The organism is Shewanella sp. SP1S1-7 (assembly GCF_031932105.1).
Lineage (GTDB): Bacteria > Pseudomonadota > Gammaproteobacteria > Enterobacterales > Shewanellaceae > Shewanella > Shewanella baltica.
Genome location: NZ_JAUOEU010000017.1, coordinates 23,831 through 46,951, shown reverse-complemented (window position 1 = coordinate 46,951; position 23,121 = coordinate 23,831). Strand labels below are relative to the sequence as shown.

Sequence of the window (23,121 nt, the reverse complement as noted above, 5' to 3'; positions counted from 1 at the left end):
TTACTTAGCCTGTTGGCGACCCTGAGCGGGTTTACCTGCAGGTTTACCACCACTCTTTGATGGACTTCCGCCTTTAGCTTGAGAGCTGCCCGCCTTAAAACCAGACAGGCCGAAAGGCGCTTTCGCTCCAGGGCGGCTCGAATGGGCTCCGCTGGGTTTAGAGCCAGTTGGCTTAGAACCGGCAGGCTTAGCGCCATTCGCTGCGGGTTTTCCACTTTTAGCGGCTGGTTTTGATTCAGCACCAACTTGAGCTTGCGCGCCGCCTTTAGCCGCACCTTTAGATTTGCCATCGCCCTTGCGGTCATCAAATTGATTACCCGAGAAGCGAGTAAAGGCTTTTTGGCCTTGGTTGGCATCTTTCATCCACTTAGGTCCGCGCTCATTTCGACCTTCTGGCGGAACTAACTGATGTGGGCTATTGCCGATCAAGTCTTCACGCCCCATGGCAGTTAAGCCTTCACGGATCAATGGCCAACCCGCAGGATCGTGATAACGCAGCAATGCTTTATGCAAGCGACGTTGACGCCCTTTCTTCGGCACTGATACCACTTCACTGGTGTGCTTGACGTTTTTCAGCGAGTTTAACTCGGTATGATAAATCGTGGTCGCATTCGCCATCGGTGACGGATAGAAGTTCTGCACTTGGTCGAGCTTGAACTTACGTTCCTTCAACCACAGCGCTAAGTTCACCATGTCTTCGTCGGTCGTGCCCGGATGCGCCGAAATAAAGTAAGGGATCAGGAACTGCTCTTTGCCCGCTTCCTTCGAAAACTTGTCGAACAATTCTTTAAACTTATCGTAGGCGCCCATGCCGGGTTTCATCATCTTGCTGAGCGGACCTTCTTCGGTATGCTCAGGGGCGATTTTTAAGTAGCCGCCCACATGGTGCTGCACTAACTCTTTAACGTAGGCCGGATCTTCGATCGCCAAGTCGTAACGCACGCCAGAGGCGATCAATACTTTCTTGATGCCAGGTACGGCACGCGCCGCGCGGTACAAGTCGATAGTGTGTTTATGATCTGTGCCTAAGTGGCCGCAAATCGATGGGAACACACAAGAAAGACGGCGACAGGTTTTTTCGGCCTTTTCGCTAGTACAGCCTAAACGATACATGTTGGCGGTTGGGCCGCCTAAATCGGAAATCACTCCAGTAAAGCCTGGCACTTTTTCCTGGATATCTTTGATTTCTTTAACAATCGATTCTTGTGAACGACTCTGAATGATTCGGCCTTCATGTTCGGTAATCGAACAGAAAGAACAACCACCAAAGCAACCACGCATGATGTTGATAGACGTCTTAATCATGTCATAGGCAGGGATTTTTTCCTTGCCATAGATAGGATGAGGAATGCGCTGGTAAGGTAAATCGAATACGGCATCCATCTCATCGGTATTAAGCGGCCATGCGGGCGGATTCACCCAAACGGCGCGATCGCCATGGGGTTGGAATAACGCACGGGCACAACCAGGATTTTGCTCTTGGTGCAAAATCCTTGAAGCATGGGCATATAAATATTTGTCTTCGGAGACTTTTTCAAACGCTGGCAGCAGCACATAGGTTTTATCCCATGGCTTAGGTTTAGGCGGCTGAACGCTAATTGGTTTAGGGGCTTCGTTATCGAATATCTTCACATCCGACGGGCCAGACAAGTTAGCACAACCCACATCATCAGCGCCGTAAGGATTCGGCAGCGGCTCTATCTTGTGCAGTTGGTCAATCTTGCGCGAGTCCATACCACGCCATTCGGGCAGCGGCTCTTTACGGATAACCGCTGTGCCGCGCACATCGTGCAACGAGCTAATAGGTTCACCCGCAGCTAAGCGGCGAGCCACTTCAACTAAAGGACGCTCGGCGTTGCCATACATAAGAATGTCGGCCTTGGCATCGAAAATCACACTGCGACGTACTTTATCAGACCAATAATCGTAGTGGGCGATGCGGCGTAAACTGGCTTCAATACCGCCAATGATCACAGGCACATCTTTAAAGGCTTCTTTACAACGCTGAGTGTACACAGTCACGGCGCGATCTGGGCGCTTACCGCCAATATCGCCCGCGGTATAAGCATCGTCAGAACGTAAACGACGGTCAGCGGTGTAACGGTTGATCATCGAATCCATGTTGCCGGCGGTGACGCCAAAAAACAGGTTCGGGCGGCCCAATTGCATAAAGGCGTCTTTGCTCGACCAATCGGGCTGGGAAATAATACCGACTCGGTAACCTTGGGCCTCTAACATACGGCCGATCACTGCCATGCCAAAGCTTGGGTGATCCACATAAGCGTCGCCTGTGACTATGATAATGTCACAGCTATCCCAGCCAAGCTTATCCATCTCCTTGCGGGACATAGGTAAGAAAGGCGCAGTGCTGTCGCCTGTAGCCCAATACTTGGGATGACTAAAGAGTGTGGATTCAACTTGCATCGATTGTGACCCGAAAACGTAATGTCAAATAAAGGCGCCACTGAAAATAAGTTACGCCAATTTAGGGACGCGGAGTATAGCAGGCAATGGGGGATAAGTGCGATTAAAAAAACACCACTCGAGGCATTTTCAGGGGTATTTGAGCCGGAAGTGTAATACCCCTAAATCCGCTATGGATATGGCTTGGGGCGGAATTGACCGCCCAAACCGACCAGCCTAGAGACCCTTTCCTAAACCTTGGGCAAAATGCAGCAAATTCACCAGCGCCAAACTGATTATCACTAGCCAAGTGAGCAATACGCCCCAGAAACGCCCAAAATGATAACCCCCTTGGCCTTGGGTTAAGCCGATAGCATGGAGTAGGCGCGCCACTATCCACACAGTCCCAAAGCAATGGAGATAAAATACAGGTAAGCCACCGGCTTCGGCCACCAGCATGAGAATCAATACGATAGGCGCATTTTCGATCAGGTTGACATGGACACGATTCGCTAAGGCGAGCGCATTGTTACCCCCATCGCCTAGGCCGATTTTCTGACCTCGCCTCAATTTCACGACTCGATAAGCCAAAGCGACAATTAATAGCCCTGTGAGGCTAGCGTAAAGACCCGTTACCATCAAAGACATACCTATTATTCCCCTTATCAAAAAGCTGACTATAGCCCGAGCTGCAAAAATTCAGCAATTTATTTGTATTAAGGTTAAAAGCCGTTAACCTTTTATAGACAAGATAGGTTAATATGCGCGCGTTAATCCCTACAACTTTTTATACAGTGAATACCCCGATTGGATAACGACGAGTTTATCGAAAAACGCAGATTTATCATCAAGCTAGGCAAGGCATTGCATAAGTTTGGCACACCCGCTTATCGCCTAGAAACCCACTTACAAACCGTTGCGCGCACCTTAGGTATCGAAGGCTACTTCCTTATCTCGCCAACTTCGATGACCTTCGTTTTACAACACGATACAGATCAAGAATATAACCATGCCGCTCGAGTGAAGCCCGGCGAACTCGATTTAGGCTCCCTCGCCCGCACTGATGAATTAGTTGACGAATTAACCTCAGGTAAGCGCACTTTGGCCGAGGCCTTAGAGCGCTTAGAAGAAATCGCCAACAAACCCAATCCCTATGGCCCAGTGTTAACTTGTTTTTCATTTGGTACTTCTGCCGCAGCCTTTGCCATGTTGATGGGCACAGGTTGGAACGATGTATTTTGGTCGGGGTTATTAGGCTTATTCGTTTATGGTTTGGTATACCGCGCCGAACGCTCGGCACGCATGGCCGAAGTGCTCGAACCCTTCGCCACCATTCTTTGTGCTATCGCCGCCTGCGGCATAGCGCGCATCGATCCCAACATTAATATCCCAGTGGTGATCCTCTCCTCGATCATTATTTTTATTCCCGGCTTAGCCTTAACCTTAGGTCTGGCCGAACTCGCTGCGCGGGATTTGATTTCCGGCACGGCGCGCATCATGGATGCGATTATGCAATTGTTTAAACTGTACTTTGGTGCAGTGCTCGGCATGGCGATTGGTAAAGCCGTGTTTGGCGAAGCGATTCATATCGAGCCAGAAGGGTTGCCGCGCTGGGCAATTTGGTCGGCGGTGCCGATTTTATCTATGGCGTTAGTGTTTATCTTCAAGGCACGGATGCAAGATTCACCTTGGGGCGTATTAGCTGGAATTGTGGCGTTTTTCTCGGCCATGCTCGGCGGGCATTATTTTGGTGATTCGGTGGGCATTTTCTTTGGCGCCTTGGCTGTCGGGATTTACTCCAACCTCTTCGCCCGCTGGATGAAAGCTCCCGCCTCCATCGCCCTGTTGCAAGGCATAGTGATCTTAGTGCCCGGCAGTAAAACCTATATCGGACTCAATGCCTTAATCTCAGGTGAGACCATGCTCAATCAATCCCATATTGGCTCGCAAATCTTTTTGATTTTTATGTCGCTGATCGCGGGATTGATTTTTGCCAACGTCGCCGTGCCGCCAAGGCGAACATTGTAACAATTGTGAATTCGGCTGGAGCCCACGCCCAGCCGCCACCTCAAAACAATCTTAAGCTAACCTTAAGTAAAATCAGAAACTTATTAAAATGTTTTCTTGACTAACCTCCACTTTTTATGTGTTATTAAATTGTGAATTGCAGAGTGAAGTTATTTTCGCTGCAGTCGTCAATTTCATGGGAGTGGTCTTTTATGCAGAAATTCATTCAGTATGCATGCATCCTACCTTGTTGTGTTGGCAGCCTTATCAGTGCTGCCCAAGCAGAAGACGCTAAGCTCGCCGATCCCGCAACACAGGCTCAAGAAACCAAAAAAGTCAGCAAGATTGTCGTAGTTAACAATCCTATTTTTGATGAATCCGATCCCGATGCTTTTTTCATCCACCGCTGGGCGAACGCCCTGCATATCAACACTAAAGAATACGTGGTGCTCGATAAACTGACCTTCGGCGAAAATGATACTGTCACCCAGAAAGATCTCGATGAATCGCAACGGCTATTACGGGCCGTGCCCTATATCCGCGACGCCAAAATTTATGTTGCCGAAAAAGATCCCCTCGCCGATACCGATCCCACGGTTGAATCCGTTGTCGTCGAAACATGGGATAACTGGTCATTACTGCCAACTGCGAGCCTGAGTAGTTCAGGTGGCGACACTCGCTATTCCTTCGGCGTTAAAGAAGATAACTTACTCGGAACAGGTATTCGCACTCGACTCAAGTACCAGTCCAACGAGTCCCGCAATGGCTATAAATTTGCGTTCGAAGCTCCGCTGAGCATTATCGAACACGGCACAGTTGCTGCCGAGTTTTACGACAATAGCGACGGCCAAGCGAAGCACGTTTATGTCAGTAAGCCCTTCTATTCACTCGATACCAATACCATGTATTCGGCTGAGTTTTTAGACGATAACCGTATCGATACGATTCGACAAAATGGGCAAGATATAAATGAATTCGAACACACAGTCGACTACCTCAATCTAAAATATGGTTGGTTAATCAATAAAAACAGTGAGCATCTTTCTCGCTTTATTACTGGTGTTACCCAAGACAAACATGAGTTTGCCAATTCAGATCTCTACCCCAATTCGATGCTGCCTCAAGACAGGGACTTTATGTACCCTTGGGTCGCATACGAGTTTATCCAAGATGATTTCCACGCACTGAATAACGTTCACCTGATATCTAACAACGAAGACTTTAACTTAGGCTGGCATCACTATGTGCAACTCGGCATAGAAACCAACGACATAGGAGATAACAATCCTGTCGGCTACCACGTCAATTGGCAAAGCACTGGCGGCTATAAGTTCGACGACCAACTGTGGCTGTTAGAAATGGGCGGCACTAGCACAATCGGCACAACCCAAAAAGACACTTACAAGGTCGATATCCAAGCCGAATACTTCTATCAAATCAATCCTAAGTGGACAGCCTACGGCAAAGCATGGGCCAGCCTTTCACAGAACACTTATCTAGATCTGACCAAAGGGCTGGGAGATGAAACTGGCGTACGCGGCTATCCCAACGAATACCAACAAGGGGACAATCAGTGGTTACTGACCGCCGAGATACGCAACTACCCCAATATCAACTTATACCAACTGGCTGAATTAGGCTGGGCAGTGTTTGCAGATCTGGGCCAAGCTTCCGGCGGTCAACTCGCCGAGAATAACGAAGTCAGCGGTCCACTGGGGAGCATAGGCATAGGTGCGCGGATTTATTCCTCTCGCTCCAGTTACGGCAACGTCGCCCATATCGATTTTTCACTCCCTTATACAGGCGGCGAGTCAGTCAACAGCTGGGAATGGCGATTCCTAGTAAAAAGCAGTTTTTAGTCGCTGATTTAGGAACTGTAAATCCGACAAAACCAAACGCTAACCGCCATAGGAAGGCTGGGCAGTTAGAGTTTGGTCATCCAACGCAAACCAAAGGTGCTACGCAGCAGTTTTACTGTGCTGTTGTGGCGCATTTGAAACAGGCAGCCAAGGCTAAAACTGACGATTAAGCCAGATGTCGACCCAATAAAAGCACGACCGCTTTGCGCTAGTTGTTGTTTCCTCACCTGCAATAACTCATGCTGCAGCCGACCTTGCTCCGTCAGTACAGTGAGCTCTAATTGCTGCTTTTTGAGTAACTGTTGTACTAGCATTGTTGATCTTCCTGTTGTTTGTTGGCTGACTTTTGAGTAGAAAACAACAACCGTAACTGCTGCCAAGTCTTTGAAAAACCCGCTTGCGACAGTACATAGCTCAGGCTACGCCAACACCAGATCAATAACACAAACTGCAATACCACTAATGCGCTCGCGGTAATCAATAACGAGCCGCTCAGTTGAAACAGCACATAGCCCAGCAACAACAAGATACTGCCCCAGAATAGGGTAATACCCGTCCCAAAACAGACAACCAAAGCCGCAGCAATAATCAAGCTGCGACCCGTTAACTGCCACTCTGCCGTTGCTATTTTTCCTGCCAGATTTAACTGATTGATATAGGCTTGCTTCACCGAGCTGCTCAGTGCCGCTATTTCAGCCAATTGCTCAATGGCCTGATCAACCACCTTATTCTGGGCAGCGGATGCTGGCTGCCCAGTGGGCTCAGCATGCTGGACTGGTCTTTGCTCTGGCGCCTCTGACTGTGCACGGTTTTGCATAACCCCACCTTAGCGACGGCGTAACAAGGCCGTCAACACAACACCAGCTGCAAACGCTATCCCGGCGGTGGCCAGCGGATTTTGCGCTGCCAGCTCACGGGTTTTACTGTAAGAGCTTTGCAGTTGTTGTTTGATTTCCTCTTGCTTGTGCGCCAGCGTTTCCTGCGAGCTGGCGGCGGTCTTACGCAAAGTATCCTCTGCAACAGCGGCTTTCTCCGCCACAGCGTCAACGGCATGATGCGTCACTTCGCTGGCTTTCGCTGTGGTTGGTGAATTCAACGCGCCGTTATCTTTACTATTAGTTTGTTCTGTTACACTTTTTGAACTGGCCATTAGCAGACTCCTTGATGAACTGAGTGCAATGCAACAAAATGCTGCACTTTGCATATAAACCAATGCAATGGCTAAGCCAATCGATATAAGCAAATAAAAAACATAGACTTAGATTGAAATGCTTTATATCCGCGCCCTCAGTTAACGGTAGATGTTACCTACATAGGGTAATTTTTACCTACCCTATCAATACGTCACTTATTCGCTTGCTGCAGTAACGCTGTAATGCCGTAGAGTATAGGCGTAGCATGATCAAAAAAAGCACGAAATCCAGAACACAAGTAGTTCAAACCAAGTTCGCCATCTGGTGCTCGAATGAGACGATTTTTAGGACATTCTCCCCAGCACAATTTGAGATGCGAGCACTGTAAACAATAACTGGGCAGATTATCGCGCTTTGCCATCCCAAAGGCTTCTTGGCGAGTCGAAAAAACCAGATCATTCAAACCGTCTTTGGCAATGTCGCCAAGTTCGTATTCAGGATAAACATAGTGATCACAGGAATACACTTTGCCATCGTGCTCTACCGCAATGCCTTTGCCGCAAAACTCCGCCATCACACAAATTTGAGCCGGCAAGCCCATCACCTGCGCAACTGCGGTCTCAAATAAGTTCACTAGTACTCGGCCTAAATCATGGTTCACCCACTCTTCAAACACGGCTATCAAAAAGCGCCCCCACTCATCGGGATCAACAGACCAATCAGTGACCACAGACATAGGATGCCCAGGTTTAGCAAGCTCCGTACCTATGATAGGTAACATCTGCTCTTGCCAAAATTGTGGTGCGGTTTGCTTAAAATTATTCGCCTCAACACAAGGGGTAAATTGAATATAGGTGGCGCCGAGTTCTTGGGTAAGAAAACGATAAACCTCTAACGGATACATCACATTATGACGATTGATGACGGTCAAGGCATTGAAGGGAACTTGATGCTTTCTCAGCACAGCAGCCGCAGCCATTACTCGCTCAAATGTGGGTTTGCCGCTACGGGTGACGCGATATTTATCATGTAATGCTTGTGGACCATCAATTGACAAGCCGACGAGGAAATCATTCTCTTTGAGGAAAATCGCCCAGTTATCATCAAGTAGAATGCCATTAGTCTGTAAGTCATTTTTAATCTTTACATTACAAGGCGCGTAAACTTTCTGTAGCTGGACGACTTTGTTAAAAAAATCCAGCCCCATGAGGGTAGGCTCACCGCCCTGCCATGAGAACACTATTTCATCGCCATCTTGGCTGTTAATGTAATTTTCGATAAACAATGCCAGTGTATCATCGGACATATATGTCTGCTTTGGTTGCCCTAACAACTCAGCTTTATGCAGATAGAAACAGTACTGACAATCAATATTACATTTCGAACCACTAGGCTTAGCCATCGCATGAAAACGTCGCACATATTCTGGGGTGTCACTCAAATCTTTCTTGGCTGTCAATAAGGGAATCACAGGCATATACGTGCTCTTTTTCATGGAAATAACACCATTTAAATTAATCCAATAAAACAAGTGCCCTGAATGCAATCGCACGCAGGACACATGAACACACGTTACTTTGTTTACTTTACAAAACTTGCTGGCTTTTGCCTGGGCGGGTAAGCGGCTAATGTTTGCTTCATTTTGGCGACTTCCGCCAGTGCTGGCATCATAATAAATGCATGGTCATACCACCAACGTTCGTATCCGATTCCAGTGTCTCCACGTTCGAAAGGATCTGTTTCCATATCAAAGAGCAAGGGCGCACGTAGCTGAGTAAAAGGCTCACGCCACACATCCATTCCGTTACTTTTCTGAATGTTAAAATGTATCTTCCAACGGCCATAACGCATAGCTAATAAGTCGCCATCATCACTCCAGTAGAAGAAGTTTTCCCGTGCGGTTGCCCCCTTACCTTCGATGAGTTTACTCTGGTCAAAGCCATCAAGATGAACCTTGTAAGTTATGTCGTTAACTTTATAGCCATTGAGCAGCTTGTCTTTCACTTGAGCGTCACCAGCAGCGGCCAATAATGTAGGAAACCAATCTTCACTGGCAAACATCTCCCTAATCACTGAACCCGGTTGAACATGCCCAGGCCATTTAATCATCGCGGGCACCCTAAAACCGCCTTCCCAGCCAGTATTTTTTTCACCGCGAAACGGTGCCATACCCGCATCAGGCCAAGTGGCAATCATAGGACCGTTATCTGTGGTATAGATAATGATAGTGTTGTCGTCTATGCCTAACTGCCCCACTTTATCGAGTAGCTTCCCCACTTGGTCATCATGCTGCAGCATGCCATCAGCATAAGTATTTAAGCCCGTTTTATCTTTGTATTCAGTGGGAACATGCGTCCAATTATGCATTCTAGAAGGATTCACCCACATAAAGAATGGCTTATCGGCCTTCACTTGACGGGTCATAAAATCAGCAGCAGCAGACATGAACTCATCATCTACTGTTTCCATGCGCTTACGCGTTAAAGGGCCAGTATCAACCACATCCCCCTGAGTTGGCGCTACGCTGCCCCTAGGACTGTCTTTTTCGGCACTTTTTGCGGTTACTTTCAACACCCCTCTTGGCGCAAAGTTTTTCAAAAACGCGGGATCTTTAGGATAATCCGCATTCTCCGGTTCTTCCTCGGCATTGAGGTGATATAAATTGCCGTAAAACTCATCGAATCCATGTCGAGTTGGCAAATACTCATCCCGATCGCCCAAATGATTTTTACCAAATTGGCCCGTGGCATAGCCCAGATTTCGCAACAAAGTAGCCATGGTCGGATCTTGCTCTGAAATACCCACCTTCGCCCCTGGAAAACCAACTTTACTCAGCCCAGTACGAATAGGCATTTGTCCAGTAATAAATGCCGAGCGGCCCGCAGTCGAACTCTGCTGAGCATAATAGGATGTAAACTTGGCGCCTTCTTTGGCGATCCTGTCAATATTAGGTGTACTGTAACCCAGCATACCTTGGTTAAAGGTACTGAGATTCCAATAACCAATATCATCGCCCATAATCACTAATATATTCGGTTTATTTGCAGCGTAGATATTAGTTATATTACCGCCCAAGATTAACGTCACCGCTGTGGTAAGTAATTTTTTCTGCATGTGCATAATCCTTTCCCTCTCCTTGCTGTGATAATAAATTTATTATTTTTTATGCCGCAGCCATCGATTAATATAATAACCAGCACTCTGTAATTAAAACTGTTCCCCTCTACAGAGGCTCTACACATTTCCACAAGGCTTTGTGCCATCGTTCAATATTTGATATCACCCTAATGAGATAATTTTACAAATTACTTTGCGGGTAAATACTGACCAAATTCATTGACCACACCTAAATCATGATTAATTTCATCACTTTCAAAAGCTATGTTGCCATTAATTATTACGGTATCAACTAGATGTGAATTTCGATTGACCAAACGTTGTAAATCAAAGTTTTCCATTTCAGCCCAACTGACCTGCTCTAAATCCAAATTAAAATACTCAGGATTAATAATGACAATATCAGCTCGATCACCTTGACGAATTTTCCCCGCGTCAATACCAAACCAATCGGCCTGATCACCAGTCATCTTCCACACCGCTTTTTCCATGGTCATAATGGCTTTACCTTCATCCATGCTTTCTTTAACTAACTTCAGCATTCTTAGCGGTAAATTATAAAAAGCCATATTTCGGATATGCGCACCAGCATCGCTAAAGGTGATCAGCGACTTATCATCCCCGACCATTTTCTTCAGCACGTCTTTTCGATGATTCGCGACTGTAGTGTACCAGCGCAGCTTAGTGCCAAATTCAACGACTAAATCAAGAAATAGATCAACAACATGCACATTACGGCCCTTAGCCACCTCAGAAAAGTTTTTGCCTATGATGCTATTATCGGGACAATCTAAAATAATCGCGTCGCCAAAATCCCGCTGCCACACTCTCGGACTTAACTTTTCCCCATAAAACTTCCTGAAGTTTCTGCGATAGGTTACATCTTTTAATAATGCGTTACGCTCCACTTCGGCTTTTAAGTTTAAAGCCATCTCACCCGCGCCAAACTCTTCAAAGAACACCACATCAATGCCATCGGCATAAACGGTAAAAGGAGTAGGCAACACTTGCCAGCGAAAATCCCCCCTAAAGAAATTAGTCACTTGCGCCGCAATATTAGTGATCTTGCTTAAATAAACACTGCCCTTTAGATCCATTCGACTAATTAACGTTGTTTTTAACGGCTTTTTAAACAGTCCCATGCATTCACGCATATACTGATTAACTTGCAATATAGCGGCAGCATTCGGCGCCCCTTGATGCACACGATCAAACTTGCGCACCAGCGCATTTAGACGCGAGATCTCTTTCCATGGCGCATAGGTACTCGGCAAGCTTTTAGACCAAGCCCTATCACCATCCAATTTGTCCCACTTTAACCGCATAGTCGACAGTCCAATGAAACCAATCTCTAACGCTTCCTCGAGCAAGTCCTCCATCTTTTTGATTTCACTAGCACTAGGCACAACATTACGATCGGTGGCCCTTAATAGCCCCATAACACCGACTCTTAAATCGCTATGACCCAACATAGTAATGACATTTGGTCCAAGCGGATGCCCCTTAACAAAATCAACCCATTCCTTAGGTGTACTCCAGGTTTTATGCTGCTTTAAAATAGGCAACACTTTTTCCCTCGGCACAGTCTCTACTCGGGTAAAGATATCGGCGGCATCTTCATAATCACTGCAAATCATGCTCAATGAACAACTACCCACCAGCACAGTCGTTACCCCATGACGCACTGACTCAGATAGGCTCGGGCTTACGATAAGCTCTGCATCATAATGTGTATGACTATCAATAAAACCAGGCATGACCCACTTGTGATTGGCGTCTATCACTCGGTGACTTTGAGATTCATCTAGAACCGTATCGCTAACTCGCATAATCTTGCCGGATTTAATACCGATATTTTGAATTGTGGCAGTATTCCCCATGCCATCAAAATAGAGTCCATTTTTGATAATTATGTCAAATTGCATCCTAAGCCTCGCCTTGTTATTGTTATTGTTATTAGTCCAACCTGCCTTGTAAGGTAACAACATTTAGATTACGCTTTGCTAATTCAAAATTCTTGTCATTTGACGACATTTAAAAACATGAAATAAACAATAAAAACAGTGCTGTAAGAATTTCGCAGTCGATTTTATGGAAAATATAAGACAGCAAAACTGTGCCGAGGAAAGAGGCCAATGGAGCAGGAATATTTGATCCGCAGCGGATCTCTTCAAGGTTATGCCGAGCTAATGACATCTTTACAGGGTGATACTCATGCGCTGTTAAAACAGGTGAACTTATGCATTGACGATCTTAAAACCCATGAAAAACTCATTTCATTCAATTCAATGCAAAAGCTACTAGAAATTAGTGCCGATCAACTTAATATGCCCCATTTTGGACTCACACTATCACAGCGACAAAATATTGAGATGCTTGGGCCTTTAGGATTATTAATGGCGAGTTGCAACACAATAAAAGAAGCAATCTATACGGTGCAGCGATATATGTCTGCCCACTCTCCCGCAGAAAATTGGATATTAAGTGAAATAGGCAATACCGCATCCATCACTCGCTTTGAATACGCAACCAATACCATCCCATTAAAACAAGTCAAAGAATTAGCGCTGGGGGCATGTTACAGGATGCTGACTTTATTCATAGGTAATCAATTCAATGCCATCAGGCTTGAATTATCCCATAGTGCAATTTCTGACATTAAAATTTATCGCCACATTTTTAAAACGGATGTAAAATTCAATCAAGATGCAGATAGAATTATTTTTGATAAAAAATATCTCGATTATCCCGTAATATTCAATAGCAAAGAGAGAAGTCAATATTTAGAAAATTACATTAATCTTGCAACCCAACCCTTTGATAACCTCGAACGCAAAATAATTAGCTTAATTTCACAGGGAATAGAAACCAATCAGTCATTACTGGACAGTATTTCTACCGTACTCAAGATGAATAAAAGAACCCTACAACGCCACCTGACAACGCAAAACATAAGTTTTAAGGATCTTGTGGCACATGTTAAGGGAACTAAAGCCTGTTGGTACCTTAGTGCGAGTCAAATGAGTATTACCGCTATCAGTGCCGCGCTGGGCTACCACGACTGTAGTGCATTTTCAAAAGCCTTTAAGAAACAACATGGATGCTCGCCACTGCAATGGCGCAACAAAAAACAAAGTACGGCGAATAAACCTAACGCTAGATAACAAAAAGCCCGTTTGTCATTACGACAAACGGGCTTTTTATTGAATGAGGTGAGTTGGCCGATAAGCCGGGTCCTGTCTTGGACAGTCATTCATCTAGGCCTGCAATCGCTCACAGGCTCAAGCGACCTACCCGGTTCCAACGCGAGCCACGCCATACGGAACCCTATTTGGTCTTGCTCCGGGTGGAGTTTACCTTGCTACGAACTATTGCTAGCCGCACGGTGCGCTCTTACCGCACCCTTTCACCCTTACCGACCTGATAAATCAGGCAGGCGGTCTACTCTCTGTTGCACTTGTCGTCGGTTCGCACCGCCCAGGCGTTACCTGGCACCCCGCTCTTTGGAGCCCGGACTTTCCTCCCCGTTCTTGCGAACGCGGCGACTGTCTGGCCAACTCGGCGCGGATTATAGCCTAAGCCACCCTGATGCACCACAGATAATCCGCTCGTAACCGTTTTAGCGCTTATAAATCAGACTCTAGGCCGTATTTATACAGAGCATTCTTTTTAAGTCCATGAATTTGCGCGGCAATTGCTGCGGCTTTCTTCAATGGTAATTCTTCACATAAGAGTTTGAGCGTATTAATAGCGACCGTGGGAATCGCTTCGTCATCACTCAAATGGTAGCCATGCACCATAAGCACGATTTCACCCTTCTGCTGATTCGGGTCAGTACTTACGGTGGCAAGCACCTCTGAGACAGGACCAGATAAAAAAGTTTCGAAGGTTTTGGTCACTTCGCGCGCCATCACCACATGGCGATCGCCGCCCAGCACTTCGACCATAGTCGTTAAGCTATGCTCGATGCGGTGCGGTGATTCATAAAAAATCAGCGTGCGCGGATCTTCTTTCAGTGCCAATAACTTATCGGCACGGGCTTTTTCTTTTGATGGCAGAAAACCTTCAAAAGAAAAACGATCCGATGGCAAACCTGAGGCGCTTAAGGCGGTAATCGCCGCGCAAGGGCCGGGAAGAGGGATCACATTAAACCCAGATTGGCGCACATGGGAGACTAAGTGGTAACCAGGATCGGAAATCAACGGCGTACCCGCATCAGAAATTAATGCTATCGACTGTCCAGCGGCAAGCTGACCGACAATCCACTGGGCACGCGCACGCTCGTTGTGGTCATGCAAGGCCGTGGTTTTAGTGGTAATGCCAAAGTGGCTCAATAACTTACCGCTGTGGCGAGTGTCTTCACAGGCGATCAATGAAACCTGATTCAGCACCTCTATTGCCCGTGAGCTCATATCGCCCAAATTACCTATGGGAGTAGGAACTATGTAGAGTGCGACGCTTTGGTCCATATATACCTCTGTAATGACAGTGCCAAGACTTTCGTCAAGCGCGAGAGAAGGTTAAACTAGAGGCCGCATCTTACCAGAGTGAAGCCCAGTGTTAAAAAGCCTGAATACAACTAAGTTCGTTTCCGTGGCCATTTTATCGGTAATCTTGGCGGGTTGTGGTGTTTCATCGCCCAATTCCACTGGAACAACCGCCACAGTGGCTACCTCATTAGCATCCGCACCTTTGGCGGCAAATGTCTATTTGGCGCAAGCGTCCAATAGTAAAGATCCGCAGCAGCGCGATACTAATCTGCTGCTAGCAGCCCATGCCTATATTAATGCCAATGACTATGCCGCAGCGCAGAAGCTACTCAAATCGATACAGCCGAGCTTAACTCAGAGCCCAACATTACTGGCCGAACATAAATACTTAACTGCACGAGTGCTTGAACACACGTCCACCTACAGTGATGCCCTTAAAACCTTAAATTATCCAAGTAGTTGGAGCCTGCCAAGCTGGCAAATGACGGCCTATCACCAATTCAAAGCGCATTTATATCAATTGGATAAGCAGCCAATTGAACAAGTGCGCGAGTTGAGTTTACTGACTACTTACTTGCCACCCGCCCAAGCCAACGAAGTGAATAACACCATTTGGCAAGTGCTGCAGCCGATGCACGAACAAACCATAAAGACGTTTACCCAAGATGCTAAGACTCCAGTGTTTGCAGGCTGGTTACAACTGGCTTATATCGCTAAGCATTATGCCGTCGATCCCACCCAGTTAGTGCGCTACTTAGGTGAATGGCAGAAACAAAATCCTTATCACCCAGCTGCAGCCAAACTGCCCGCCGATTTGGATAGAGCCTTAAACGCTAAACCATTTACGCCGAAAAATATTGCCGTGCTGTTGCCGCTGACGGGTCCAAGAGCGAACGCCGCCAATGCGATTCGCCAAGGTATATTAGCTGGCTATATGGCAAAGCAAAACGACCAAGTCGCAGTGAATTTTTACGACACGGCCAACGATGCGGCGAGTGCGTATCAACAGGCACTGACAGCAGGAGCCGAGTTTATTATTGGCCCATTACTGCCGACTGAAATCGAACAACTACAAGTGATGAATGCAGCAAATACTGCCACCACTAATGCGCTGACCAATGCTGCCAACCCAGACAAAACGGCCAATACGGTTGCAGCGGCTCCTGCGGTGCCTGTACCACAACTCTTTTTGAATCAAGTTGATAAGTTCACCCCCGATCCAAACAAATTCTACTTTGCATTGTCACCAGCCCAAGAAGCAGCTGATGCCGCCGAGCATTTATATCAAGATGGCGTCACTATGCCATTGCTGCTCGCCAGCAATGATGCCCTTGGCAAACGTATGGCCGAGAGCTTTATTCAAGCGTGGAAAAAGAAGAGCGATAACGTCGTCGAAGTCTATTACTACGATGGCGGCGACCAAATGAAAACCACAGTGCAAGATGCCCTTGGCGTGCGTGATAGCCAAGCCCGTATCGCACGCATCAAGGAGCTGCTGGGTAACTCAGTGCAGGCTGACTTCCGTTCACGCCAAGATATTGATGCCATTTATATGATTTCAACGCCGCAGGATCTGACTCTGCTCAAGGCCTTTATCGATGTTAACTTCAGCGTGTTCACTCAACCAGTTCCCTTGTATACCTCAAGCCGCAGCCGAGTTGAGAACGAAAGCACACAAACGGCGCAGGATTTAAATAACCTCACCCTCAGCGATGCCCCTTGGCTGATGCAAAACGGCGAAGAAAACCTAATGGTTAACACACTATTTTCGGGCTGGAATAACAGTCAGAAACGTTTGTTTGTTATGGGTTATGATGCGATGGACTTGATCGGCCGTTTAGCACAAATGCGCTCATTTACGGGTTACCAATTCAATGGCCGCAGCGGCGCTTTATCGGTTAGTCCAGATGGCATAGTAAACCGCCAATTAAGCTGGGGACGTTACCAAAGAGGCAGCTTCCGCCAGCTATGACACTCGGACAGCAGGCAGAAGCGCACGCACAACGTTACCTTGAACAGCAAGGGTTAACTTTTGTCGAACGTAATGTCCGCTATCCGTTTGGGGAAATTGATTTGATCATGCGCCATAAAAGCCATTGGGTATTTGTTGAAGTGAAGTATCGCTCGGCAACCCAATATGGCGGCGCATTACAGGCTTTAAGCGCGGCGCAAATAACGCGGATTCGCAAAGCGGCCAACCACTATTTGCAACTCAATAGACTCGATGTGCCCTGTCGTTTCGATGTCATCGCCATGGAAGCCGATCAAATTCATTGGCTCGTCGATGCCTTTTAAGCGCCAATAGTGCGAGATTAGCAACACAAATTATTTTTAACGTCTGTGCCTCAACACGCTTGTGGAAATATGGCATGATAGCAACACTTTATCCTGAAAGGATTTATCCATGTTAGAACGCATTAAAGACAGCTTTACTGAATCTATCCAGACAAAAATCGATGCAGCCGAAGCACTGCCAGAATCAATCGCCAAAGCGGCCGAGATGATGGTGCACTGTCTTTTGGGTGGCAATAAAATCCTTGCTTGCGGTAACGGCGGCAGTGCTGGCGATGCACAACATTTCTCAGCCGAACTGCTAAACCGCTACGAGATTGAACGTCCACCCTTACCGGCCATCGCCCTGTCTACTGACACTTCAACCATCACAGCTATCGCCAACGACTATAGCTATGATGAGATTTTCTCAAAACAGATTTTTGCCTTAGGCCAACCGGGCGACATTCTGCTGGCGATCTCCACCAGCGGTAACTCAGGTAACGTGATTAAAGCCATGGAAGCCGCATTAAGCCGTGACATGACGATCGTTGCACTAACGGGTAAAGATGGCGGCGCTATGGCAGGCCTGCTGAGCGTGGGCGATGTGGAAATCCGCGTGCCTTCAAACGTCACCGCACGTATTCAAGAAGTGCACTTACTGGTGATCCACTGCCTGTGTGACAACATTGACCGCACACTCTTCCCGCAGGACGAGCAGCAATGAGACACGCTGCCCCGCTGTTAATGGTTTGCTTGCTGCTACAAGGCTGCGCCGGTGCCGTTATGGTGGGCGCAGTGAGTGGCGCTATGATGGCCAACGATGAGCGTACTGTTAAGACACAGATTGATGATACTAATACCGATTTTAGGATCACTAGTGCGCTACTAGAGCAAGAAGATCTTAAAAAACAAACTAATATCACTGGTGTGTCCGTCAATGGCAATGTGCTTATGATAGGCCAAGCCCCTAACTCTACGTTAAGGGATAAAGCCATCAAGGTCGTACAAGATCTTAAGCTAGGCGGCAAGATCCACAATCAGATCCGCATTGGCAACCCAACTTCTTTCACCACACGCAGCAACGACACTTGGATCACCACTAAAGTGAAGGGCCGCATGCTAAACGAGAAAGATTTGGATATGACTCGCATTAAAGTCATCACTGAAAATGGTGAAGTCTTCTTGCTTGGCGTTATTCATCGCTCGCAAGCAGACTTAGCCGTTGATATCGCCCGCAATACAGCAGGCGTGCGTAAAGTGGTAAGAGTATTTGAATATACAGAGTGATTTTACAATTTGAGCAGGTTGTAATTTGAGCGTAGTGGAAGTTAAGCCTAAGTCGCGAGTCAACTCGTACACTTAGGCTTAAACGCTCACCATTATTTCCCCGCTAGCGTATCCGCTATCTTAGGTGTCGATTTTGATAACAACGACCCTAGCCAAGGTAAAAACAACGAAGGCAACACAATCAAAGCGGCACCAAGCCAGCTTAAATTATCCAACCATTCATCGAATAATAACCAGCCTACAAAGACAATAAATAACAAGCCACTATATTCCGCAATCGCGATATCACTCGCCTGTGCTTTACGGTACGCCAGCACGCAGAACCAGTGATATACAAGTAAGAATACGTTGCTCAGCAATGCCACGCCCACCAGCTCCCAACTCAAACCTTCAATTCCCTGAAACGCCGCAATCACTAACGTCGCCGGAATACCCAGCAAGTTATACAACATCAGCGTTAATACGGGATGTTCAGCATGTGGCACTTTTTTCAGCGCTAACTGATTCACTGCAAAGGTAAAAGCAGAAAATAGCACAGCAATGCCATACCAGTTCATTTCACTCGGTCGCAGGATAATCAAAATACCGACAAAACCTAAGCCTGTGCAGATGGTCTGGGCGGCAGTGATCCTCTCTCTCAGGAAAAAATACCCCATCAAGATGATCATCAAAGGCGCCGAATAAAACAATGAACTCACTGTCGCGAGTGGCAATGCCATCAAGCCAATAATTAAAAAAAGCGCGCCAACTGAGCCTATGTTGGCACGCCAAAGGTGAACTGAAATATGTGTTGTCATTGGCCGCTGTGAATACAGCCACACTGGCAACAGCATAAAGACTGAGGAGATTTGCCTGACAAGGAGGAAAGTCGAGGCATTTGCATCGTCCGGCAACCACTTGATCGACACATCATAGAAGGCACTGAATAGATTACCTACTATCAATAAAATCAAACCGATAACAACTGAACGTTGCATTTTTTAACATCCATAAATCTCAATGGCGGCATGATAATCCTCGCAAAACTTAAGCTGAAATGATGCTTTCTCATACTAGATGAATTAGATTCATACTAAAGCCTTTAGATATTGAAAATAATGAGAAAGCTCCCACCATTACGCGCTCTGCAAGTGTTCGAAGCCGCCGCCAGACAACAGCATTTTTCTAAGGCGGCCGATGAACTGTGCATCACCCAAAGTGCGGTTTCTCACCAAGTGCGGGTATTAGAAGAGTATTTTGGCGAGCAACTGTTCGACCGTCAGGGGCGTAAACTGCAGTTAACCCCAAAAGGACACGGACTATTTCTAGAGTTAGAGCGGATATTCAACGAGTTAAGTGATCTTAATTTGAAGGTTCGCGACACGCCCAATCAGCAGCTGTGCTTAGCAGTTTACAGTTCCTTCTCGGTAAAATGGTTGATCCCCAGACTCACCGATTTTCGCCGCCAATATCCGAGCGTGAAAATCCGCCTCGAGATGATCACCCAAGATCCTGATCTCAGCACTAGTACGGCGGATATCTTTATCGCCGGTAAACTGAATCAACGCGGATACTGGCAACAGTTACTGCATAAAGAGCGGTTAATCCCAGTATGCAGCCCAAATTTCTATCTTAAATGGCGCGACATTAGCCTGGGCAATTTCCAGCAACAAGCCCTACTGGTTGTCGATGAAGGCCCACTCGGACTCGACTGGCACAAGTGGTCATCGGCGCACCAAATCCCACTTGATAACGAACAACAGCATGTGTTTAGTCATATTGTGATGGCGATTGAGGCGGCGATTGCTGGTCAAGGCTTAGCCCTAGCGCCGGACTTTATGGTCGCTGGCGATATCACCACGGGGCGTTTAGTCGCTTTGAATCTTCCCGATGTGCATACCGGATTTGAATTTACTTTCTTTTGTAAGCAACGCCGCTTATCTGAGCCTGCGATTGCTGCCTTCTCATCTTGGCTAAAATCACAGGCCTAAGGTGAATGGACAGACACAAAAAAGCCGACGCTGACGTCGGCTTAATTTATCGATATCGATTGATTACACTAACAAACCAATCTTCTCGTACACTTTCTTCAATGTCACTTCGGCGCGCGCCTGCGCACTTTCAGCGCCAGCTTTCATCACTTGGTCTAAGTAAGCACGGTCGGCACGAATCGTGCGGTAACGCTCTTGCAGCGGCTCTAACATGCTCACAACCGCTTCGCCTGCTGCCCCTTTCAAATGGCCATACATCTTGCCTTCAAACTCGGCTTCTAGGCTTGCGATGCTTTGTCCCGTCACACCCGACATTAAACTCAGCAGGTTAGAAACGCCTGGCTTATTGTCCATATCGAAACGCACGACTGGCGGCTCATCACTGTCTGTCATAGCTTTTTTCAGCTTCTTCAGCACGGCTTTTGGATCTTCTAGCAGGCCGATGACGTTGTTACGGTTCTCGTCTGACTTAGACATCTTCTTCAACGGCTCCTGCAGCGACATCACTTTCGCGCCATGTTCAGGAATAAATGGCTCAGGAATGGTGAAAGTATCACCGTAGGCATTGTTGAAGCGAGTCGCGATATCACGAGTTAACTCAAGGTGTTGCTTCTGATCTTGACCAACTGGGATTTCGTTCGCTTGATAAATCAGAATATCCGCCGCCATCAGCACAGGGTAACCAAACAGACCCACGTTGATGTTGTTAGCGTGCTTTTGTGACTTATCTTTAAACTGCGTCATGCGGCTCAACTCGCCCATTTGGGTATAGCAGTTTAATGCCCAACCTAATTGCGTATGTTGTGGCACTTGTGACTGGATAAACACTGTGCTCTTTTTAGGATCGACGCCACAGGCCAAATAAAGGGCTAAGGTGTCTAAACAAGCTTCGCGCAACGCTTTAGGATCTTGACGCACGGTAATGGCATGCAAGTCGACCACACAATAGAGGCAGTCGTGGCTATCTTGCATCGCAACCCATTGACGCAATGCACCCATGTAGTTACCTATGGTTAATTCGCCGGACGGCTGTGCACCGCTGAGTACTATGGGTTTGGTCATTACGTCATTGCTCCACTATCTATATATAAAAAGACTATAAAAAATCGACTAAAGAACGGGTAAACACCCATTACTTGGTATGTTTTACCCAGTTCAAAATCTCACTAAATTGCTCACATACGGCATCTGGGCCACTGAGCCCAATATCTTCACCGTAGTTGTAGCCGTAGGTCAAGCCGATTGACGCTATCCCAGCCGCTTTCGCCGCTAAAATGTCGTTTTTAGAGTCGCCGACCATCAATAACGCCTCTTTATCCAATTGCCACTCATGTAATAAGTGCTGCAGCGGCAAAGGATCGGGCTTCATCTTAGCGAGAGTGTCGCCACCTAACACTAAGCTGAAAAAGTCATTAATCCCAAAGGCATTGAGTAATGGCAAGGTAAAACGATAGGGTTTATTGGTGACAACGGCGAGCTTAAAACCTGCATCGAACAAGGTTTGCAGTACTTGATGCACATCGGCATAAAGCGCACTGTGCTTCTCAAGATTCTCTTGATAGTGATGCATAAAAATCGGCATGGCCGCATCAAGCACGGTTTGCTCAACATCCGATCCCAAGGCATGGGTCATTGCGCGGCGCATTAACATCTCGGCGCCGTTACCGACCCAAGTACGCACTTGGGCCTCTGAGCAGCTCTTCAAACCTAACTCGGCTAAGGCTTCCTGCGTGGCAACGGTTAGGTCAGGCACACTGTCGATCAGCGTGCCATCAAGATCAAACGCTATCGCTTTAATCTTATCCCACATACCTATGCCCCAACTTTAGCAAGTTCGGCACGCATCTCATCAACAACGGTTTTGTAATCTGGCTTGCCGAAAATGGCAGAACCCGCAACAAACATGTCGGCACCGGCGGCCGCGATTTCGGCAATATTGTCGACCTTAACGCCGCCATCCACTTCTAAGCGAATATCAAACCCACTGGCATCGATACGCGCACGCACTTGGCGCAGCTTATCTAGCGTAGATGGAATAAAGGATTGACCGCCAAAACCAGGGTTCACCGACATCAACAGAATCACATCCAGCTTATCCATCACATGGTCGAGATAATGCAGTGGTGTAGCAGGGTTAAACACGAGACCCGCTTTACAGCCACACTCTTTGATCAACTGAAGTGTGCGATCGACGTGTTCTGAAGCTTCTGGATGGAAAGTAATAATAGACGCGCCCGCCTTAGCAAAATCAGGCACGATGCGGTCAACCGGCTTGACCATCAAATGCACATCAATATCGGCGGTAATACCGTAGTTACGCAGCGCTTGGCACACCATGGGGCCAATCGTTAAGTTAGGAACATAGTGATTATCCATCACATCAAAATGCACTACGTCGGTCCCCGCATCTAACACGGCTTTTACATCATCGCCCAAACGGGCAAAATCGGCAGATAAAATCGATGGAGCAATCAAGAATGGACGCATAAAACACTCGCTGCTATTTGGATAAAAAGTGCCTTATTTTACCCTGAGCCAAGCTAAGCCTCTATAGCTAAAGCCACATTTCTGGCAATTGATA

21 protein-coding genes and 1 other RNA gene are annotated in these 23,121 nt (G+C 47.0%); 8 read left to right on the top strand and 14 right to left on the bottom strand.

The features are described 5' to 3' along the window. Together Q4Q49_RS13965 and Q4Q49_RS13960 are read right to left on the bottom strand one after the other, a co-directional pair. Window positions 1-2,424 (bottom strand): YgiQ family radical SAM protein, encoded by a 2,424-nt coding sequence (locus Q4Q49_RS13965; protein ID WP_311999626.1) that lies wholly within the window; start codon window positions 2,422-2,424, stop codon window positions 1-3. Between the two features lie 216 nt (window positions 2,425-2,640). After that, a complete protein-coding gene (locus tag Q4Q49_RS13960; RefSeq protein ID WP_106649122.1) occupies window positions 2,641-3,051 on the bottom strand; it encodes an MAPEG family protein in 411 nt (136 codons plus the stop codon). 159 nt (window positions 3,052-3,210) lie between these two features. Between Q4Q49_RS13960 and Q4Q49_RS13955 the strand changes: the two genes are divergently transcribed. Then, window positions 3,211-4,431 (top strand): threonine/serine exporter family protein, encoded by a 1,221-nt coding sequence (locus tag Q4Q49_RS13955; protein WP_311891195.1) that lies wholly within the window; start codon window positions 3,211-3,213, stop codon window positions 4,429-4,431. A gap of 191 nt (window positions 4,432-4,622) precedes the next feature. Next, window positions 4,623-6,269 (top strand): hypothetical protein, encoded by a 1,647-nt coding sequence (locus tag Q4Q49_RS13950; protein ID WP_311999625.1) that lies wholly within the window; start codon window positions 4,623-4,625, stop codon window positions 6,267-6,269. 65 nt (window positions 6,270-6,334) lie between these two features. Here the strand turns inward: Q4Q49_RS13950 and Q4Q49_RS13945 are convergent, their stop codons facing one another. The 6 genes from Q4Q49_RS13945 to Q4Q49_RS13920 all read right to left on the bottom strand — a co-directional run bounded on the left by Q4Q49_RS13945 (window position 6,335) and on the right by Q4Q49_RS13920 (window position 12,444). Further along, window positions 6,335-6,583 (bottom strand): hypothetical protein, encoded by a 249-nt coding sequence (locus Q4Q49_RS13945; protein ID WP_311999624.1) that lies wholly within the window; start codon window positions 6,581-6,583, stop codon window positions 6,335-6,337. Next, complete coding sequence (locus Q4Q49_RS13940) at window positions 6,577-7,086, bottom strand: hypothetical protein (RefSeq protein ID WP_311999623.1); 510 nt, start codon at window positions 7,084-7,086, stop codon at window positions 6,577-6,579. Before Q4Q49_RS13940 ends, Q4Q49_RS13945 begins: the two co-directional genes overlap by 7 nt. Before the next feature lie 9 nt (window positions 7,087-7,095). After that, complete coding sequence (locus tag Q4Q49_RS13935) at window positions 7,096-7,419, bottom strand: DUF883 C-terminal domain-containing protein (RefSeq protein ID WP_006083526.1); 324 nt, start codon at window positions 7,417-7,419, stop codon at window positions 7,096-7,098. A gap of 194 nt (window positions 7,420-7,613) precedes the next feature. Next, window positions 7,614-8,897, bottom strand: a complete 1,284-nt coding sequence (locus Q4Q49_RS13930; protein WP_311999622.1) for an anaerobic sulfatase maturase — start codon at window positions 8,895-8,897, stop codon at window positions 7,614-7,616. A gap of 86 nt (window positions 8,898-8,983) precedes the next feature. Further along, complete coding sequence (locus Q4Q49_RS13925) at window positions 8,984-10,522, bottom strand: arylsulfatase (RefSeq protein WP_409373217.1); 1,539 nt, start codon at window positions 10,520-10,522, stop codon at window positions 8,984-8,986. A gap of 185 nt (window positions 10,523-10,707) precedes the next feature. Continuing rightward, entirely contained in the window at window positions 10,708-12,444 is a 1,737-nt protein-coding gene (locus Q4Q49_RS13920; protein WP_311999620.1) for an amidohydrolase family protein, read from the bottom strand. Between the two features lie 210 nt (window positions 12,445-12,654). On the opposite strand from Q4Q49_RS13920, the gene Q4Q49_RS13915 reads away from it, so the two are divergent. Continuing rightward, entirely contained in the window at window positions 12,655-13,683 is a 1,029-nt protein-coding gene (locus tag Q4Q49_RS13915; RefSeq protein ID WP_311999619.1) for an AraC family transcriptional regulator, read from the top strand. Between the two features lie 45 nt (window positions 13,684-13,728). Here Q4Q49_RS13915 and rnpB read toward each other — a convergent pair. Both rnpB and rsmI read right to left on the bottom strand, forming a co-directional pair. Beyond that, window positions 13,729-14,080: RNase P RNA component class A (rnpB, locus tag Q4Q49_RS13910), an RNA gene on the bottom strand. 65 nt (window positions 14,081-14,145) lie between these two features. Then, on the bottom strand, window positions 14,146-14,988 hold the full coding sequence (gene rsmI, locus Q4Q49_RS13905; RefSeq protein WP_311999618.1) for a 16S rRNA (cytidine(1402)-2'-O)-methyltransferase: 843 nt from the start codon (window positions 14,986-14,988) through the stop codon (window positions 14,146-14,148). A gap of 88 nt (window positions 14,989-15,076) precedes the next feature. Here rsmI and Q4Q49_RS13900 point away from each other — a divergent pair, with 88 nt between their 5' ends. The 4 genes from Q4Q49_RS13900 to dolP all read left to right on the top strand — a co-directional run bounded on the left by Q4Q49_RS13900 (window position 15,077) and on the right by dolP (window position 18,570). Next, window positions 15,077-16,981, top strand: a complete 1,905-nt coding sequence (locus tag Q4Q49_RS13900; protein ID WP_311999617.1) for a penicillin-binding protein activator — start codon at window positions 15,077-15,079, stop codon at window positions 16,979-16,981. Then, window positions 16,978-17,304, top strand: coding sequence for a YraN family protein (locus Q4Q49_RS13895; RefSeq protein WP_006084496.1), 327 nt, complete (start codon window positions 16,978-16,980; stop codon window positions 17,302-17,304). The genes Q4Q49_RS13900 and Q4Q49_RS13895 overlap by 4 nt, the downstream gene beginning before the upstream one ends. A 109-nt stretch (window positions 17,305-17,413) precedes the next feature. Further along, on the top strand, window positions 17,414-18,007 hold the full coding sequence (locus tag Q4Q49_RS13890; protein ID WP_006083530.1) for a phosphoheptose isomerase: 594 nt from the start codon (window positions 17,414-17,416) through the stop codon (window positions 18,005-18,007). Next, the gene (gene dolP, locus Q4Q49_RS13885; RefSeq protein ID WP_006083531.1) at window positions 18,004-18,570 is read left to right on the top strand and encodes a division/outer membrane stress-associated lipid-binding lipoprotein; all 567 of its coding nucleotides are present in this window, start codon (window positions 18,004-18,006) and stop codon (window positions 18,568-18,570) included. The genes Q4Q49_RS13890 and dolP overlap by 4 nt, the downstream gene beginning before the upstream one ends. 92 nt (window positions 18,571-18,662) lie before the next feature. Here the strand turns inward: dolP and Q4Q49_RS13880 are convergent, their stop codons facing one another. Next, the gene (locus Q4Q49_RS13880; RefSeq protein ID WP_311999616.1) at window positions 18,663-19,547 is read right to left on the bottom strand and encodes a DMT family transporter; all 885 of its coding nucleotides are present in this window, start codon (window positions 19,545-19,547) and stop codon (window positions 18,663-18,665) included. Window positions 19,548-19,667: 120 nt separating this feature from the next. On the opposite strand from Q4Q49_RS13880, the gene Q4Q49_RS13875 reads away from it, so the two are divergent. Then, window positions 19,668-20,540, top strand: coding sequence for a LysR substrate-binding domain-containing protein (locus tag Q4Q49_RS13875; RefSeq protein WP_011848126.1), 873 nt, complete (start codon window positions 19,668-19,670; stop codon window positions 20,538-20,540). 63 nt (window positions 20,541-20,603) lie between these two features. Here Q4Q49_RS13875 and trpS read toward each other — a convergent pair whose 3' ends face one another. The 3 genes from trpS to rpe all read right to left on the bottom strand — a co-directional run bounded on the left by trpS (window position 20,604) and on the right by rpe (window position 23,027). After that, window positions 20,604-21,602 (bottom strand): tryptophan--tRNA ligase, encoded by a 999-nt coding sequence (gene trpS, locus Q4Q49_RS13870; RefSeq protein ID WP_259582929.1) that lies wholly within the window; start codon window positions 21,600-21,602, stop codon window positions 20,604-20,606. A 70-nt stretch (window positions 21,603-21,672) separates the two neighbouring features. After that, window positions 21,673-22,350 (bottom strand): phosphoglycolate phosphatase, encoded by a 678-nt coding sequence (locus Q4Q49_RS13865; protein ID WP_311999615.1) that lies wholly within the window; start codon window positions 22,348-22,350, stop codon window positions 21,673-21,675. Between the two features lie 2 nt (window positions 22,351-22,352). Then, window positions 22,353-23,027: a ribulose-phosphate 3-epimerase gene (gene rpe / locus Q4Q49_RS13860; protein ID WP_006084504.1), complete on the bottom strand. Its 675-nt coding sequence runs from the start codon at window positions 23,025-23,027 to the stop codon at window positions 22,353-22,355. Between the last annotated feature and the right edge of the window lie 94 nt (window positions 23,028-23,121).

What these genes read in the sequence shown, in the direction of transcription:
- rsmI (WP_311999618.1), bottom strand. Translation starts at nt 14,988, where the DNA reads ATGGACCAAAGCGTCGCACTCTACATAGTTCCTACTCCCATAGGTAAT.
- Q4Q49_RS13895 (WP_006084496.1), top strand. Translation starts at nt 16,978, where the DNA reads ATGACACTCGGACAGCAGGCAGAAGCGCACGCACAACGTTACCTTGAA.
- Q4Q49_RS13865 (WP_311999615.1), bottom strand. Translation starts at nt 22,350, where the DNA reads ATGTGGGATAAGATTAAAGCGATAGCGTTTGATCTTGATGGCACGCTG.
- Q4Q49_RS13950 (WP_311999625.1), top strand. Translation starts at nt 4,623, where the DNA reads ATGCAGAAATTCATTCAGTATGCATGCATCCTACCTTGTTGTGTTGGC.
- Q4Q49_RS13940 (WP_311999623.1), bottom strand. Translation starts at nt 7,086, where the DNA reads ATGCAAAACCGTGCACAGTCAGAGGCGCCAGAGCAAAGACCAGTCCAG.
- Q4Q49_RS13925 (WP_409373217.1), bottom strand. Translation starts at nt 10,522, where the DNA reads ATGCACATGCAGAAAAAATTACTTACCACAGCGGTGACGTTAATCTTG.
- Q4Q49_RS13920 (WP_311999620.1), bottom strand. Translation starts at nt 12,444, where the DNA reads ATGCAATTTGACATAATTATCAAAAATGGACTCTATTTTGATGGCATG.
- trpS (WP_259582929.1), bottom strand. Translation starts at nt 21,602, where the DNA reads ATGACCAAACCCATAGTACTCAGCGGTGCACAGCCGTCCGGCGAATTA.
- Q4Q49_RS13875 (WP_011848126.1), top strand. Translation starts at nt 19,668, where the DNA reads ATGAGAAAGCTCCCACCATTACGCGCTCTGCAAGTGTTCGAAGCCGCC.
- Q4Q49_RS13935 (WP_006083526.1), bottom strand. Translation starts at nt 7,419, where the DNA reads ATGGCCAGTTCAAAAAGTGTAACAGAACAAACTAATAGTAAAGATAAC.
- Q4Q49_RS13930 (WP_311999622.1), bottom strand. Translation starts at nt 8,897, where the DNA reads ATGAAAAAGAGCACGTATATGCCTGTGATTCCCTTATTGACAGCCAAG.
- Q4Q49_RS13960 (WP_106649122.1), bottom strand. Translation starts at nt 3,051, where the DNA reads ATGTCTTTGATGGTAACGGGTCTTTACGCTAGCCTCACAGGGCTATTA.
- Q4Q49_RS13890 (WP_006083530.1), top strand. Translation starts at nt 17,414, where the DNA reads ATGTTAGAACGCATTAAAGACAGCTTTACTGAATCTATCCAGACAAAA.
- rpe (WP_006084504.1), bottom strand. Translation starts at nt 23,027, where the DNA reads ATGCGTCCATTCTTGATTGCTCCATCGATTTTATCTGCCGATTTTGCC.
- Q4Q49_RS13965 (WP_311999626.1), bottom strand. Translation starts at nt 2,424, where the DNA reads ATGCAAGTTGAATCCACACTCTTTAGTCATCCCAAGTATTGGGCTACA.
- Q4Q49_RS13880 (WP_311999616.1), bottom strand. Translation starts at nt 19,547, where the DNA reads ATGCAACGTTCAGTTGTTATCGGTTTGATTTTATTGATAGTAGGTAAT.
- dolP (WP_006083531.1), top strand. Translation starts at nt 18,004, where the DNA reads ATGAGACACGCTGCCCCGCTGTTAATGGTTTGCTTGCTGCTACAAGGC.
- Q4Q49_RS13915 (WP_311999619.1), top strand. Translation starts at nt 12,655, where the DNA reads ATGGAGCAGGAATATTTGATCCGCAGCGGATCTCTTCAAGGTTATGCC.
- Q4Q49_RS13945 (WP_311999624.1), bottom strand. Translation starts at nt 6,583, where the DNA reads ATGCTAGTACAACAGTTACTCAAAAAGCAGCAATTAGAGCTCACTGTA.